Origin of the sequence: Streptomyces sp. MNU76 (assembly GCF_020982545.1) — a bacterium.
GTDB lineage: Bacteria > Actinomycetota > Actinomycetes > Streptomycetales > Streptomycetaceae > Streptomyces.
The window spans coordinates 745,132-761,004 of the sequence record NZ_JAJKLK010000003.1; the positions used below are offsets into that span (position 1 = coordinate 745,132).

The 15,873-nt window shown below is 71.3% G+C and carries 10 protein-coding genes and 1 pseudogene; 10 read left to right on the forward strand and 1 reads right to left on the reverse strand.

Annotated elements, in window-relative coordinates:
* Positions 1 to 58: 58 nt before the first annotated feature.
* A complete protein-coding gene (locus tag E4N62_RS48615) occupies positions 59 to 724 on the reverse strand; it encodes a helix-turn-helix domain-containing protein (protein WP_308184882.1) in 666 nt (221 codons plus the stop codon).
* Positions 725 to 911: 187 nt separating this feature from the next.
* On the opposite strand from E4N62_RS48615, the gene E4N62_RS09625 reads away from it, so the two are divergent.
* From E4N62_RS09625 to E4N62_RS09670, 10 genes and pseudogenes are all read left to right on the forward strand, one after another.
* A complete protein-coding gene (locus E4N62_RS09625) occupies positions 912 to 2,192 on the forward strand; it encodes an MFS transporter (RefSeq protein WP_230213520.1) in 1,281 nt (426 codons plus the stop codon).
* A gap of 170 nt (positions 2,193 to 2,362) precedes the next feature.
* The gene (locus E4N62_RS09630) at positions 2,363 to 4,963 is read left to right on the forward strand and encodes a glycoside hydrolase family 3 protein (RefSeq protein ID WP_374116960.1); all 2,601 of its coding nucleotides are present in this window, start codon (positions 2,363 to 2,365) and stop codon (positions 4,961 to 4,963) included.
* 335 nt (positions 4,964 to 5,298) lie between these two features.
* On the forward strand, positions 5,299 to 6,666 hold the full coding sequence (locus E4N62_RS09635) for an amidase family protein (protein ID WP_230213521.1): 1,368 nt from the start codon (positions 5,299 to 5,301) through the stop codon (positions 6,664 to 6,666).
* Positions 6,667 to 6,686: 20 nt separating this feature from the next.
* Positions 6,687 to 7,697: a carbon-nitrogen hydrolase family protein gene (locus tag E4N62_RS09640; protein WP_230213522.1), complete on the forward strand. Its 1,011-nt coding sequence runs from the start codon at positions 6,687 to 6,689 to the stop codon at positions 7,695 to 7,697.
* Positions 7,694 to 8,431, forward strand: a complete 738-nt coding sequence (locus E4N62_RS09645; RefSeq protein WP_230213523.1) for an IclR family transcriptional regulator — start codon at positions 7,694 to 7,696, stop codon at positions 8,429 to 8,431. The genes E4N62_RS09640 and E4N62_RS09645 overlap by 4 nt, the downstream gene beginning before the upstream one ends.
* A gap of 117 nt (positions 8,432 to 8,548) precedes the next feature.
* Positions 8,549 to 10,177: a thiamine pyrophosphate-dependent enzyme gene (locus tag E4N62_RS09650; RefSeq protein ID WP_230213524.1), complete on the forward strand. Its 1,629-nt coding sequence runs from the start codon at positions 8,549 to 8,551 to the stop codon at positions 10,175 to 10,177.
* Positions 10,178 to 10,200: 23 nt separating this feature from the next.
* On the forward strand, positions 10,201 to 11,142 hold the full coding sequence (locus tag E4N62_RS48620; protein WP_230213525.1) for a malate dehydrogenase: 942 nt from the start codon (positions 10,201 to 10,203) through the stop codon (positions 11,140 to 11,142).
* A gap of 69 nt (positions 11,143 to 11,211) precedes the next feature.
* Complete coding sequence (locus E4N62_RS09660) at positions 11,212 to 12,672, forward strand: aldehyde dehydrogenase family protein (protein ID WP_230213526.1); 1,461 nt, start codon at positions 11,212 to 11,214, stop codon at positions 12,670 to 12,672.
* Between the two features lie 730 nt (positions 12,673 to 13,402).
* Positions 13,403 to 14,722, forward strand: coding sequence for an ISL3 family transposase (locus tag E4N62_RS09665; protein WP_230213527.1), 1,320 nt, complete (start codon positions 13,403 to 13,405; stop codon positions 14,720 to 14,722).
* A gap of 151 nt (positions 14,723 to 14,873) precedes the next feature.
* Positions 14,874 to 15,569 (forward strand): annotated as a pseudogene (locus E4N62_RS09670) (ISL3 family transposase); the annotation flags it as partial.
* Positions 15,570 to 15,873 lie beyond the last annotated feature (304 nt).

Consider the following 15,873-nt stretch of genomic DNA (forward strand, 5'->3'; position numbering starts at 1 on the left):
CGTCCATGACGGGGTGTGTGGAACTCCCGGAGACTTCCGCGTCCGGCGCCCTCGCGAGTCAGGGCGTCGCGCGGATCCGTTCGCGCAGGTCCCTGGTGTAAGCCTGGAACACCCCCACCAGGTCGACCTGGCCGGGATCGGCCAGCCACTGGTTCTCCAGGCCCTCCATGACAGCGACGATCTGCGTGGCCAGTAGCCCGCAGTCGAGGTCCCTGCGCAGCTCACCGTCGGCCATGCCCGCCTCCAGGGCCGTACGCACCAGCGTCCGCGCCTCCGCGAAGTGGCGTCTGCCGTGCTCGGCCGCGGGGTGGTCGCCGCCCGCCGATTCGGCGGCCAGGACGTGGGAGAGCTGTACGAGCCCGAAGCGATCGGCGTTGACCACCACGAGCCGGTCCAGCATGTCGAGCACCTGCAGGCCGCGCAGGGTGAAGATGTCCTCCACGCCCATGCCGTGCCGGTCGCGCAGGTCCCGCTCGGCCAGTACGGCCGCGAGCAGTGCCTGCTTGTTGGGGAAGTGGTGGAGCAGGCCGGGCTTGGACATGCCCGTGCGGCCGGCGATGTCCTGGAGGGACGCGCCCCAGAAGCCGCGGGCGGCGAACTCCTCCATCGCGACGTCGAGGATCCGCCGCTTGGCCGCCTCGCCCCGTGCGTACGTACTAGGCCTGCCACCGGTCCTGGTGCTCTCGCCGGTCCTCGTGCTGTTGTCGTCCGCCACCCGGCTCACTCTAGTGCGGCGGAAAAAATCATGGACGAAAACCTACCGACCGATAGGTAGCAATTGTAGAGTGCGGTCCCACCGGCGCGGCGAAGTCGTCCGTCCGGCCCCGGGGGAACGAGTCCCCGCTCCTTTCCGCTCTCCTGCGACTCTCGCTCGCTTTCTTCCGCTCTCTTCCGCGCTCTGGGAGATCCCCATGTCCGAAAGAACCACCCACGCTCCTTTCGCCTCCGCCGGTACGGCCACCCCGGCCGTCACCGCCCGCGTCGGCGCCGGATTCGTCTCGCTCTACGCACTCGCCTACTTCGGTATCTGGCTGGCGGTCCTCGCACCGGCCGTGGTGACCCTGCAGCTCAAGGTGTTGCGCCTGTACCCCGACGACGCCACCTCGGTGATCGGTGTCGTCGGCGGTGTGGGCGCGCTGTTCGCCCTCGTCGGCAACCCGTGGGCCGGGAAACTGTCCGACCGGTGCACGTCGCGCTTCGGCATGCGCCGGCCGTTCGTCCTCGGCGGCATGCTCGGCGGCACCCTGGCCACCTCGGTCATCATCTACGCGCCCAACATGGGCATGCTCATCGTGGGGTGCTCGCTGGCCCAGCTGGCCTACAACACCGCGCTGGCCGGCATCGTGGCGGTAGTCCCGGACCAGGTGCCCGAGGACCAGCGCGGCAAGTTCTCCGGCCTGCTCGGCCTCTGTCAGTTCCTGGCGCTCGGTGTCGCCGCGTACGTGGTGGACCTCGTCGCCGGGAACATGACGCTGATGTTCGGCGTACCGGCCCTGTTCGGCCTGCTGGCCGTCGTGCCGCTGCTGGTGGTGCTGCGGGACAGGGTGCGCACAGAGAAGCCGTCCACGCCGTACGGGGTCAAGGAGTTCCTCGCCAGTTTCTGGGTCAACCCGGTCGCGCAGCCGAGCTACGCCTGGGCCTGGCTGAGCCGCTTCCTCCTCGTACTCGGCTGGGCGACGCTCATGACGTACCAGGCCTTCCTGCTGATCGACCGGTTCGGCTACACGCCGGACAATGTCGGTGGTCAGGTCGGGGTCGTCCTGTCGGTGATGGTCGTCGGCATCCTGGCCGGTTCCGGTGGTGGCGGCTGGCTGTCGGACAAGCTCGGCCGGCGCAAACTCTTCGTCGGGCTCGCGGGTGTCATCGCCGCGATCGGTCTGCCCACCATCGCCGTCGCGCACAGCATGACCCTGCTGCTGGCCGGTGTGGCCGTCGTGGGTCTCGGTATCGGCGTCCACATGTCGGTCGACCTCGCGCTCGTGCTCGACGTCTTGCCGGACAAGACCAACGTGGCCAGGGACCTGGGCGTGTTCAACATCGCCAACGCGCTTCCGCAGTCCGTCGCCCCGGCGATCGCGCCGGTCTTCCTGGCCTTCGGGGCAGGGCAGAACTACACCGCCCTGTTCCTGGCCGCCGCGGGCTTCGCGGTGCTCGGCGCCCTGGCCGTACGGCCGGTGCGAGGAGCGCGCTGAGCGTCCCCGGACATCACGGTGTCGACACGCGGGCCGGTGGGGGCCGTCCGTGTGTCGACACCTTCTCCTGCCCGTGGTGGGCGCGACAACCGCACCGGCCACGGGCCCGAACGGGGGCGGGGCGCACCTGGACGCCCTGCCACCGCGACCCGAACGAAGGAGCACCAGCCATGACCGAAGGCACCCCGGTGACGAGCCACACCGTGAACGGGACGACCCCGCGGGCGGATCACAGCCGCCGGGACACGATCCCGGCGACCGCGGCGACCGCGGCGACCGCGGCGGACGATGACGAACTGTGCGCATGGGTGGTCGAGGGCGCTCTGGCCCGTATGGACCTCGACACCAAGGCCCGGCTGATCGCGGGCCAGGACATGTGGTCGTTGCCCGCCGTGCCCGCGGTCGGCCTGCGGTCCGTGGTCATGTCCGACGGCCCCATCGGAGTGCGGGGAACCCGGTGGTCCCCGGACGACCCCTCGGTCGCGTTGCCCAGTCCGACCGCCCTCGCCGCCACCTGGGACCCCGAACTCGCGCACCGGGCCGGCCGGTTGCTCGCGCACGAGGCCCGCCGCAAGGGCGTCGACGTACTGCTCGCGCCCACGGTCAACCTGCACCGCACTCCGCTGGGCGGCCGTCACTTCGAGTGCTTCTCGGAGGATCCCCTGCTCACCGGGGTCATCGGCGCTGGATACGTGCGCGGTGTGCAGGACGGCGGTGTCGGTACGACCGTCAAGCACTTCGTCGCCAACGACAGCGAGACCGAGCGGTTCACCCTCGACGCGCGAGTGGGCGAACGGGCGCTGCGCGAGCTGTACCTCGCCCCCTTCGAGCACATCGTCACCCACGCCGGGCCCTGGGGTGTCATGTCCGCCTACAACGGTGTCAATGGCGCCACCATGACCGAGAACCACCGCCTCCAGAACGAGGTCCTGCGCGGGGAGTGGGGCTTCGACGGCGTGATCGTCTCGGACTGGATGGCCGCCCGCGACACGGTACGCGCCGCCGAGGGCGGCCTGGACATCGCGATGCCGGGCCCGAAGACCGTCTACGGCGGCGCTCTCGCCGACGCCGTGCGCGACGGCCGCGTCGCCGAGCGGACACTCGATGAGGCGGTACGTCGCGTCCTGCGGCTGGCCGCACGTGTCGGCGCGCTCGACGGCGCCCCGCCCGCCGGAGCGTCAGGGGCCGAGGAGATCGACGGCAGGGCTCTGGCGCGCGAGATCGCCCGCCGCTCCTTCGTCCTGCTCAAGAACGACCCCGCTCCCGACGGCGGCGCGGTACTTCCCCTGAACCGGGACGCGCTGCGCAGGGTCGCCCTCATCGGCGACACCGCCCGCCACGCCCGCGTCATGGGCGGCGGCAGCGCCACCGTCTTCCCCGAGCACGTCGTCAGCCCGCTGGCCGGTCTGCGCCGCGCTCTTCCGCCGGCCGTCGAACTGGTCCACGCGCAGGGCGCCGACCCGCGTACCCGCCTCGCCCCGGCCGCCGAGTACTTCACCCTGCGCTCCCGCTACCGGGACGAGGACGGCAACGTCCTCGCCGAACTGCCCCAGCCCGACGGCCATGTGATGACGGTGGGCAGCCTGCCCATCGGGGTGACCGCACGGCAGCTCCACTCCGTGGAAATCACCGGCAGCTTCACCCCCGACCGGACCGGAACCCACACCTTCGGCGTCACGGGGTTCGGCAGCTACACCCTCGACGTCGCCGGTCACCGGCTGGCCGAGGACGTCTGCGTCCCCGACTCCGACGACCCCTTCCTCGCCTTCACCAACCCGTCCGAGCGGCGCTTCACCGTCGAGCTGACCGCGGCCGAGACCGTCGAGGTCGCCTTTCGCTTCGTCCCGTTCACCAAGGGCATGGACGACAACATCGCGGCTCTCGCCTTCGGCCTGGGGCACCGCCCGCCGACCGCCACGGACCGGGAACTCATCGAGGAGGCCGTCGCGGTCGCCACGGCCAGTGACGTCGCGGTGATCGTGGTGGCCACCACGGAGGAGACGGAGAGCGAGGGCTTCGACCGCGCGAGCCTGAAGCTGCCAGGCCACCAGGACGAACTCGTCCGCCGGGTGGCCGAGGCCAACCCGCGCACCGTCGTGGTCGTCAACACCGGCTCCCCGGTGGAGATGCCGTGGCGCGACGACGTCGCCGCCGTCCTGCTCGGCTGGTTCCCGGGGCAGGAGGCCGGGCACGCCCTCGCCGACGTCCTGCTCGGCGCCGAGGAACCCGGCGGAAGGCTCCCCACCACCTGGCCCGCGGCCATGACCGACTGCCCGGTCCTGGACACCGAGCCCGTCGACGGCCTCCTCACATACGACGAGGGCGTCTTCATCGGCTACCGGGCCTGGGCCCGCCAGGACACCCCGCCCGCCTACTGGTTCGGCCACGGCCTGGGATACACGGACTGGGCGTACGAAGAGGCCGAGTTCACGCCCGCGCCACCCGGCGCCCACGAGCTGGGCACACTGCGCGTGAAGCTACGCAACACCGGTGGGCGCCCGGGCCGTGAGGTCGTCCAGGTGTATCTGGAACCGGCGGACACGGCCACCGCCGACGCGGCCGAGCGCCCCCGACGCCGGCTCGCCGGTTTCGCCACCGCCCAGGCCGCCCCCGGAAGGACGACCGTGGTGGAGATACCGGTGCCTCGCAGGGCCGCGCAGATCTGGGACGCGGAGCTGGACACCTGGCACACGGTCCAGGGTCGCTACCGCCTGCGCGCCGGGCGCTCGCACCAGGATCTGCGTGTCGAGGCGGCATGCGACGCGCTCTGACGGCTTCGGGGCCGACGGCACGGTGGCCTCTCGACTGGGCGGCTTGGCGGCTTGAGGGTCTGGCGGCTTGGCAGTCTCGCGGCCTCACGGACCAGAGGACCGGCGTACCGCAGCCCCACGCCGCTTCGGGCACCCGCCGCCACCTCGCGAGAGGTGCTTGACGACGACCGACCGGGCGATCCCGGTCTCCCACCGCGCCGACGTCGTTCTCGGCGCGGTGGACGATCGCGTGCCGGTCCGGCTCAGCCCCGGACGGTGCCGACCAACGTATCTGGAGTCTCGCATTGCGAAACAGCCATGTTCATGAGCAGCGGAGAGGCCCTTATTGTCCGCCCATGCAGACCGCCCTCTCCAGGCTTGCCACCGGGACGCTCACCAGCGTCTCGCTCACCGAGGAACTCCTCGCGCGCGCAGAGCGGGCCGACGACCTGGGGGCCTTCGTCACCCTCGACGCCGACCGCGCACTCGCCGAGGCCGCGGCAGCGGACCGCGGCCCCGCTCGGGGCCCGCTGCACGGGCTGCCGATCGCCGTCAAGGACAACATCCACGTCGCCGGACTCCCCAACACCGCGGGCTGCGAGGCGCTCGCCGGATTCGTCCCGGACCGCGACGCGCAGGCGATCACCCGGCTGCGGGCGGTCGGCGCGATCGTGCTCGGCAAGACCAACATGCACGAGCTGGCCCTGGGAGCCACCACTGCGGGCGGCCCGTACGGCCCCGCCCGCAATCCGGCCGACCCCGACCGCTTCGCGGGCGGAAGCAGCGGCGGCACCGCCACGGCCGTCGCCGCCGGTCTGGCCCCGGCCGGGCTGGGCACCGACACCGGCGGCTCGGTCCGCGTCCCGGCCGCGCTCACCGGCATCGCCGGTCTTCGACCGACCACGGGCCGTTACCCCGCCGGGGGCGTGACGCCGCTGTCGCGGACGCGCGACACCATCGGCCCCATGGCCGCGACCGTCGCCGACCTCGTCCTGCTGGACACCATCCTCGCCGCCGACCGGGGCCCGGCCGAGGCACCCGACCCGCGCGAGGTCGTGCTCGCCGTCCCCGCACACCACTTCACCGAGCCGCTGCACCCGCGCACCGCCGAGGTGTGGGAGCACTCCCTGGACGTCCTGAGGACCGCCGGGGTCCGGCTCGTGCCGGTGCGGCTGCCGGAGGTCGAGACGGCCGAGGAACTGGCCGGATTCCCCATCACCCTCTACGAGGCCGCCAGGCAACTCCCCGGGTACCTGAGCGTGGCGACGGGCGGCACGGAACCAGCGGAACTCCTGGCCCGGATCACACACCCCGACGTACGCACGACGATGGAGCGGGTCGTGTTCCCGCAGGCGGTCACCGAGTCGGCGTACAAGGCCGCCCTCGAGGTCCGCGACCGTGTCCTGGTGGACGGCTACCGGCGGATCTTCCGCGAAACCGGAGCACACGCCGTGCTCTTCCCCACCACCCCCCTGCCCGCCGGACGCATCGACACCGACACCGAGCGGGTACGGCTGGACGGTGTCCTGCGTCCGACCTTCCCCACGTACATCCGCAACACGGGACCCGGCAGCGTCGCCGCTCTTCCCGGCCTCACCGTGCCCGTCCGGTCGGCGGGCCCGGGACTCCCGGTGGGTGTGGCGCTCGACGCGCCCTGGAACACCGACCGACGGCTCCTGGGCCTCGGCCTGCTGGTCGAAAAGCTCCTGGAAGCGGGAGCATGAAGAGAAGGAGACGATCGGACATGACAGAGACCACTCGCCGCTTCAAGGCCGCGGCCGTCCAGGCCGAGCCCGCCTGGCTCGACGCGGAGGCCGGGGTCGCCAAGACCGTCGACCTGATCGCGGAAGCGGCCCGGGGCGGGGCCTCGCTCATCGCCTTCCCCGAAGTATGGATCCCCGGCTACCCGCACTTCCTGTGGCTGGGAGCGGTCGCCGACCAGGTCCCCTTCGTCGGCCGCTACCACGCCGCCTCGCTCGCCCCCGACGGCGATGGGATGACCACGATCCGCCGCGCCGCCCGACAGCACGGCATCACCGTCGCGCTCGGATACAGCGAGAAGGACCACGGCAGCCTCTACATCACCCAGACCGTGATCGCCGCCGACGGCAGCGTGCTCCTGCACCGCCGCAAGCTCAAGCCGACCCATGTCGAGCGCAGCCTGTTCGGCGAGGGCGACGGCAGCGACCTCAAGGTCGTCGACAGCACGCTCGGCCGGCTCGGCGCGCTGAACTGCGCCGAGCACGTCCAGCCGCTCAGCAAGTACGCCCTGTACGCGCAGAACGAGCAGGTGCACGTGGCCAGTTGGCCGTGTTTCGGTCTCTACCGCGACCTCGCCTTCCAGCTCAGCGCCGAGGCCAACACCGCCGCGAGCCAGGTGTACGCCATCGAGGGCAGCACCTTCGTCCTGATGGCCACCCAGGTCATCTCCCCGGCCGGCATCGACGTCTTCGCGTCCACCCCCGAGCAGCGCCGCCTGCTCACCGCCGGCGGCGGCTGCTCCCGGATCTTCGGCCCCGACGGACGTACCCTCACCAAGGACCTCGACGAGGGTGAGGAGGCACTGGTGTACGCCGACATCGATCTCGACGAGATCGACCTCGCGAAGAACGCCTACGACCCGGCCGGGCACTACGCACGCGCCGACGCCACCTACCTCGTTCACCGTCGCGAACCCCGCCGACCCGTGGTCCGGGAAGGAAGCCCCGCCGAGACCGCGTTCCCGGCGCTGGACGACGAGATCCCCGAGCCATGACCCGACCTGCCGAAGACTCCCCGCCGCCGGGCCGGCCCCCCGTCCAGACCCTGGACCGGGGCCTTCGGCTGCTGGAAGTGATCGCGCTGTCGGACGTACCCCTGACGCTGGCCGAACTCAGCCAGCAGATGGGGCTGCACCGCTCGATCGTCTACCGGCTGCTGCGCACCCTCCAGGACCACCACCTGGTCGCCCACACCACCCACGGGTACGTCATCGGCACCCGCGCCCAGTCACTGGGCCGGCGCACCCTGCCCATGCTCCAGCGCATCGCCAAACCGGAGATCGCCAAGCTGGCCGCGTGCGTGGGCCTGACCTCCTTCTTCGTCGTCCGGGACGGCGAAGAAGCGGTCACGCTGGTCTCCGTCGAGGTCGAGAGCACCCGCTCGCGCACCGTCTACAGCCCCGGCGACCGGCATCCGCTGACCCTGGGCTCCCCGGGCATCGCCATGCTGTCCGCCGAGCCGCAACTGCTCGGTGAGCGACCGGAGATCAGCCGGGCCCGCGCCTGCGGCTACGCCACCACACGCAACGAGGTCGTGCGCGGCCTCGGGACGATCTCGGCGCCGGTCGTGTCGGCGCCCGGCCACGCCGTCGCCGCCGTGTCGATCGCCTTCACCGTCGAACACCCCGGCCCGCCACAGATCGAGGCAGTCCTCGACACCGCCCGCCTGATCACCGGCCGGCTGCGCGGAGAGCTGTCCACCGGAGCGGTCCTGCCCGGGGTCGAGTGACTCGTCCGCCGACTCGGCGACCGACTCACGTACGGCACGTTTCGCATAGTGAACGTGCCCGTGGCCCCCCGGGGTTGGGCGGCTTAGCGTCCAGTCCTGCCAGAAAGGGAACCCGCGATGACCACGGCCGCCCATACCAGGACCGTCAAGGAACAGACCTTCGACGTCCTGCGCCAGTACGACCTGACCACCCTCTTCAGCAACCCGGGCTCCACCGAGGTCGGCTTCCTCGCCGATCTGCCCGCCGACATCTCCTTCGTGCTTGGCCTGCACGAGGGCTCGGTCGTCGGGATGGCCTCCGGCAGCGCCCTGGCCACCGGTCGCCCTGCGCTCGTACTGCTGCACACCACCGCCGGATACGGCAACGCGGTCAGCGCCCTGGCCACCGCCCGCGCCAACCGCGCGCCCCTGGTGGTCATCGTGGGCCAGCAGGACCGTCGGCATCTGCCCCACGAGCCGTTCCTGGCCGGGCGGTTGGACGGACTGGCGGGGGAGTACCCCGTGTGGCAGCACACGCCAGCCCGTGCGCAGGACGTCCCCGGCGCCGTGGCCCGCGCCTGGCACGAGGCCCAGGAAGGCCGTGGTCCGGCGGTCGTCGTCGTCCCGATGGACGACTGGTTCGCCGAGGCCGACGACGACGTCGCCCAGGCCGCGCCGCGCGGACCGGTCGCGGTGCGAGGCTGTCGTACGGCCTCCGACGACGCCGTGGCCGCCCTCGCCACGCTGCTGACGGCCGCCGACTCGCCCTGTCTGGTGGCGGGCGCGGGAAACGACACGGCGGACGGCTGGCAGACGCTCGTCACGCTGGCCGAGCGCCTGGACTGCCCGGTCTACCAGGAGCCGTTCGGCGCCCGCGCCGGCTTCCCCCAGGACCACCGTCTCTTCGCCGGCCACCTGCCCGCCGCGCGTCCCGCACTGCGCGAGGTGCTCACGCCGTACGACACGGTCCTCACCGTCGGAGCCGCCGCGTTCCGCCAATACCCGTACGCCCCGGGCGACTTCACCGAGCCGGGCACCCGGGTCGCCGTCATCACGGACGACCCGGAGGAGGCCCACCGCAGCCCGGCGGAACTGGTGCTGCTCGCCGAACCGGCCGACACCGTACGCCGGTTGGCCCAGCTGGTGCCCGCCATCCCGCGTTCCTCGGCGCCGAACCGGCCGACCGCACCCCAGCCGCCCCTCCCCGGTGAACCCCTGCGAGCCGCTCACGTCCTGGCCGCTCTCGCCGAGCGGCTCCACCCGAAGGCCGTGGTGGTCGAGGAGACCCCCTCCAGCCGCCCGGACCTGCACCGGCTGCTGCCCGCCCGGGCGCCGCTCGGCTTCCTCAGCGCGGCCATGGGCGGACTGGGCTTCGCCATGCCGGCCGCGATCGGCGTCCGCCACGGCGCCCCGGACCGGCCCGTCGTGGCCGTGCTCGGCGACGGCTCCTCCCTCTACTCGATCCAGGCACTGTGGAGCGCCGCCCACTACGGCATCGGCGTCCTGTTCGTCGTCCTCGCCAACGGCCGCTACGCGATCATGGACCGCCTCTCCGAGCGCGAGGGCTCCGCCGCCCCGGCCTGGCCCGCCTTCACCGAGCTGAGCGTGTCGACCCTGGCCAAGGGCCTGCGCTGCCCGGCCGAACGGGTCGAGGACCACACCGCGTTGCTGTCCGTCCTGGACAAGGTCCTGCCGACACTGGCGGACCGGCGTGAGCCGCTCGTGCTCGAGGTCGCCGTCGAGGCCGACGCCCACTACTCCTCCTGACCCGCTGAACGGAAGGCACACACGTGAAGGTCGTCATCATCGGCGGCGCCGGCGGCATCGGCTCCTCCGCCGCGTTCAACCTGCTCTCCGCGCAGGGGACGTACGAGATCGTGCTCGTCGACACCCGGCCGAACATGATCACCAGCCACACCATGGACCTGGAGAACGCCCTCGGCCTCGGCGCCACCGCCGACACCGTCCGGGGCGGCACCCCCGAGGACGCGCTCGACGCGGACGTGGTCGTGCTGAGCGCCGCCGTCCCGCTGCGGCTGAACTCCTCCCGTTCCGTCTTCCTAGCCGACAACGCGCGGATCGTGACCGAGTGCCTGCGTCCCCTGCGGGAGGCGGGAGCGGACTTCGGCGGGCTGGTGCTCATGCTCACCAACCCCGTCGACCCGCTGCTGACCTGGGTGCACCGGCAGGGCTGGCTGCCGCGCGAGCGGCTGATCGGCTACACCCTCAACGACAGCCTCCGGCTGCGCACCGGCATCGCGTTCGCGCTCGGCGTGCCGCCGAAGGACGTCGACGCCTGGATGCTCGGCGAGCACGGCGAGGGCCAGGTCCCGCTGTACAGCCGGGTCAGGGTCGGCGGGGAGCCCGTCGTCCTCACCGACGAGCAGCGCGTGGCCGCCGAGGAGTACGTGGACACCTGGTACTCCAAGCACGTGGCCCTCGACTCGGGGCGCACCTCCACCTGGACCACAGGCCTGGGCACCGCCCGCCTCATCGAGGCGATCGCCACCGGTTCCGGGACGCTCGTCCCCGCCTCCGTCGTGCTGGACGGCGAGTACGGCGTGCACGGCACCAGCCTCACCGTGCCCGTCGAACTCGGGCCCGAGGGCGTACGCCGCATCGCGGCCTGGGACATGCCGGCCGAGGAAGCGGCCGGCATGGTCCGGGCCGCCGACCGTGTCGAGGCGGGCGCCTCCGAACTGACCGACCAGGCCGTGGCTCAACGGCCCTGACCACGCCCACCACGTATCACCACGTAAGAACGCGTATCAACGACGCTACGTAGCAAGGAGATCGACCTCATGGCCATCACCCGAGACCTGTACATCGCCGGAAGAGACGTGCCCGCCGCCTCCGGCCGGACCACCGACGACATCAACCCCTTCACCGGGGAGGTGTACGCCACCGTCGCCGCCGCCGGTCCCGAGGACGTCGTACGTGCCGTGGACGCGGCTGACGCGGCCTTCGAGGCATGGGCCGCGCTGGCCCCCTTCGCCCGTCGGGCGATCTTCCTCAAGGCAGCCGACCTGCTGGACGGGCGCGGCGCACAGGTCGCCGACCTGATGGCGCAGGAGGCGGGCGGCACCCGGCCGTGGGCGTTCTTCAACGTGATGCTGGCGGCGAACATCCTGCGCGAGGCGGCGGCCGCGATCACCGCCCCGCGCGGTGAGGTGCTCAGCGCGCAGGAGCAGGGCGCGCTAGGCCTGGCGGTGCGCGAACCGCTGGGCGTGGTCGCGGCGTTCGCGCCCTGGAACGCGCCGGTCATCCTGGGCGTGCGGGCGGTGGCGGCGCCGCTGGCGGCGGGCAACACGGTCGTCGTCAAGGCGAGCGAGGACGCGCCGATCGCCTGTGGGCTGCTGGTTGCCGATGTGCTGCGGGAGGCCGGGCTGCCGGACGGCGTGCTCAACGTCATCACCAACGCCCGTGAGGACGCTGTCGAGATCGCCGAGACGCTGATCGCCGATGAGCGGGTACGGGCGGTGAACTTCACCGGCTCCACCGCTGTCGGACGGATCGTCGGAGAGCTGGCGGCCCGTCACCTCAAGCCCGCGGTACTGGAGTTGGGCGGCAAGAACGCGGTGCTCGTCCTTGACGACGCGGACGTGGACTATGCCGTGGACGCCGTGACGTTCAGCGTGTTCATGAACGCCGGGCAGATCTGCATGTCCGGCGACCGGATCCTCGTCCACGAGTCCCTGGCGGAGGAGTTCACCCGGAAGTTCACCGCGAAGGCGGGTTCGCTGCCGGTCGGCGACCCCGGGGAGCCGTACACGGTCGTGGGCCCGCTGGTGAGCGCATCGGCCGCCCGGCGGGTGGCCGACCTGGTCGCGGACGCCGTGGCCAAGGGCGCGAAGGTCCTGGTCGGCGGCGGTGAACCGGACGGCGCGGTCCACCCGGCGACCGTCCTCACCGATGTCCCGAAGGACGCGGACCTGTACCACACCGAGGCGTTCGGCCCGGTCTGCGTGATCGAGACCTTCTCCGACGACGACACGGCGGTGGCCCTCGCCAACGACACCGACAACGGCCTGACCTGCGGCATCATCACGGAGAACGCCACCCATGGACTGACGGTGGTGCGCCGGATCCGTACGGGCATCGTGCACATCAACGACCAGTCGGTGGCCGACGAGCCGCAGGCCCCGTTCGGCGGAGCGAAGGCCTCCGGCTATGGGCGCTTCGGCGGCAGGTGGGGAATCGAGGCGTTCTCCAACACCCGCTGGGTGACCATCGCCACACAGCAAGCGCACTACCCCTTCTGAACTGACCTGTCGGACACTTCGCGACAGGCCGGGGAATACGCCGCCCCCGCGCCCCGGGAGTCATCGCCGATCCAGGGACAAGCCGGGGACTTTCACGAACGACCTGTCCGGCGGTGAATTCCTGCGTAGAGGGGTGCTGGAGCGTCGTGCTTGAGCCCGTGGTGGGCGGATCACCTCCGCTCGAGCGGAGGCAAACCGTATGACGGCAGCCCTTTAGCTGGGCGGAATGAGTGCTCACCGTCGAGAGCGCCTTTCTAACGGCCCGGTATGCCCGCGAAGGACGGTCAGCCTGAAGGCTGGCTCTGCACCGGTAGACGTCCTGGCCGTTGACAGCCAACGACACCGGTCATAGAGGCTCCGCCCCGACGGCCGGGGTGAAGCCTTCGCGCGTGGAAGGGGAATCCGCTGCTCTCGGGTTTGGAACCTGTCTCCCAGCTGGGAGACAGGCTGCTGCGGGAGCCGAACTTGTCCTTCCGGGAGGTGTTCGGGACGCAGGTTGGACACAAGGATCGGAAAAGACTGACAAGGGCCGAGAAGGAGTACGACGCCAAGCAGGCTCTGACCTGGGAAAACGGGGTCTTCGAAGTTGAGCGGTGCGCTGGTTCGGTTTGCTGACACGGCGTCACGCTCCGTGTTGGTTCGGGCTGCTTGGCCCTGGACGCAAGGTGCCCGTGGGCCTGCGTGATCATTTCTGTTCTCTACGCAGAACGATCATGCAGGAGCCACGGGCTTGCTCAACGATACGACGTTGCTGCTCGACCTCGACGGGGTGTCCGTCGTCCGGGTCGAGCGGCTGGCGGACGGGACACGCCGGGTCCACCTGGCCACGGCCGATGACAGGGCCCGGGCGTGCCCGGCCTGTGGGGTGTTCGCCACCAGGGTGAAGGGCTCGGCGGTGACGCGGCCCCGCGATCTGCCGTACGGCGAGAGCGGACTGGAGTTCCGCTGGCACAAGCGCCGCTGGTGGTGCCGGGAGGCCGGCTGCCCGCGCCGGTCCTTCACCGAGCAGATCCCGCAGCTACCGGCCGGCGCACGGATCACCATGCGACTGCGCGGTGCCGCCGGGCGGCGAATACGCGATGCCGCCTCCACCGTCATCCAGGCCGCCCGGGATCTGGGTCTGTCCTGGCCGACCGTGATGGACGCCTTCCGCGCCGTCGCACGCGAGGTCACCGAGGCCCCGCTGCCCGAGGTGAAGGTGCTGGGCATCGACGAGACTCGGCGCGGACGGTCGCGCTGGGAACAGGACCCCGCCACGGGCAAGTGGATGCTGACGCGCGATCGGTGGCACACGGGGTTCACCGACGCGCTCGGCACTGGCGGCCTGCTCGGCCAGGTCGAGGGCCGCACCGTCGCCGATGTGCTCGCCTGGCTCGCCGCCACCCCGCTGACCTGGAGAAAGAGCATCGAGTACGTGACCATCGACATGTCGGCCACCTACCGCGCCGCCGTCCGCACCGGTCTCCCGCAGGCCACCGTCGTGGTCAACCACTTCCACGTCGTCCAGCTCGCCAACAAGATGCTGTCCATGGTCCGGCGCCGCACCACCGCCGAGATGCGCGGCCGACGCGGACGCGCCAGTGACCCGGAATGGAAAGCCAGGCGGCGCCTGCTGCGCAACCGCGAGGACCTCACCGACGAGCAGTTCGCCACGATGTGGAACACGCTGCTGGGCGAGGGGACGATCGGCCAGACCCTGTTGACGGCATGGATCGCCAAGGAGAACCTGCGCAACCTCCTCGCCTTGGCGAGAACCGGCGCCGACCGCCACCAAGTCGGCCACGCCCGCTGGAAATTCCGCACGTGGTGCGCGGACTCCGACATCCCCGAGGTGCGGCAGCTCGCCGTCACCGTCGACCGCTGGTGGGCCGAGATCGCCGCATTCATCGACACCGGACACAGCAACGCCAAGAGCGAGGGCATCAACCGCGTGATCAAGCTCGTCGCCCGCAACGCGTTCGGCCTTCGCAATGCCGACAACCAACGGCTACGGACCCGCTGCGTCACCACCCGCCGGGCCCGCGGACACCTCCGCACCGCTCAACTTTGAAGACCCAGTATGGTCCGGGGTGTCCCTGCTGGCGGGACAGGGTGCAGGTCGGGTCTGTACGGTGAGCGGCTCTGTCCCGTAATCGGTGGTAACGACGAGTGACGGGCATCGTTGGCATGGTGTGCGAGATGTCAACGAGCTTGTGAGCGTGGTGTTTTCGGGGTTGTCGGCGCTGGTCATCGAGGGTGTGGCGGACGAGGGCGGCCTGATCCGGGTGACGGCGCGGACCCGGCACGATCTGGTGCCGTGCCCCGAGTGCGGCACGCCGACAGGGCGGGTGCACGGGTTCCACGGGCGGAGAGTCGCGGACGTGCCCATGGACGGACGGCGGGTCGTCGTCTCGGTGAGGTTGCGGCGGCTGGTGTGCCCGGTGCTCGGCTGCTCGCGGCAGACGTTCCGCGAGCAGGTTCCCGGCGTCGTGGAGCGCTACCAGCGCCGGACCAACCGTCTGGCCGACCAACTCGGCTCTGTGGTCAAGGAGTTAGCGGGCCGGGCGGGTGAACGCCTCTCACGCGTGCTGGCCTGCTGGATCTCTCGCTCGACCGCCCTGCGCATACTCATGCGCAGGGCGGTCCCGCCGCTGCGCGTCCCGCGCGTGCTCGGCGTCGACGATTTCGCCCTCAAGCGCCGGCACCGCTACGCCACCGTGATCATTGACGCCGAGACCGGCGAGCGGATCGACGTCCTGCCCGATCGCACCGCCGAGACCCTGGCGGTGTGGCTGCGCGAGCATCCCGGGGCCGAGTACGTCTGCCGGGACGGCTCCACTACCTATGGCGAGGCGATCCGCCAGGCCCTGCCCGAAGCAGTGCAGGTCAGCGACAGGTGGCATCTGTGGAGCAACCTCAGCAGCATGCAGCCCTTGCCGACGTTCTCGAAGCACGAGGCTGGCCCGGAGCCGGGCGACTGCTGGTCGAACTCCTGGCCGCCGATGCAGATCCTCTCGTCGACTGCCACATCGAGATAGCTGTGCCGGTACGCGTCGATCCCACGGCCAAGGTCACCTACCTCCACGACATCATCCTCCACGCAGGAACCGACAACGGAGGCCACAACCGTGACCGGTGACAGCGCCCCACCATCTCCCTCCGCACTCCTGCTGGCAGCCATCCGCGCCGCCGGCTCAGTCGCCACCCCCCGAAATGCAGACC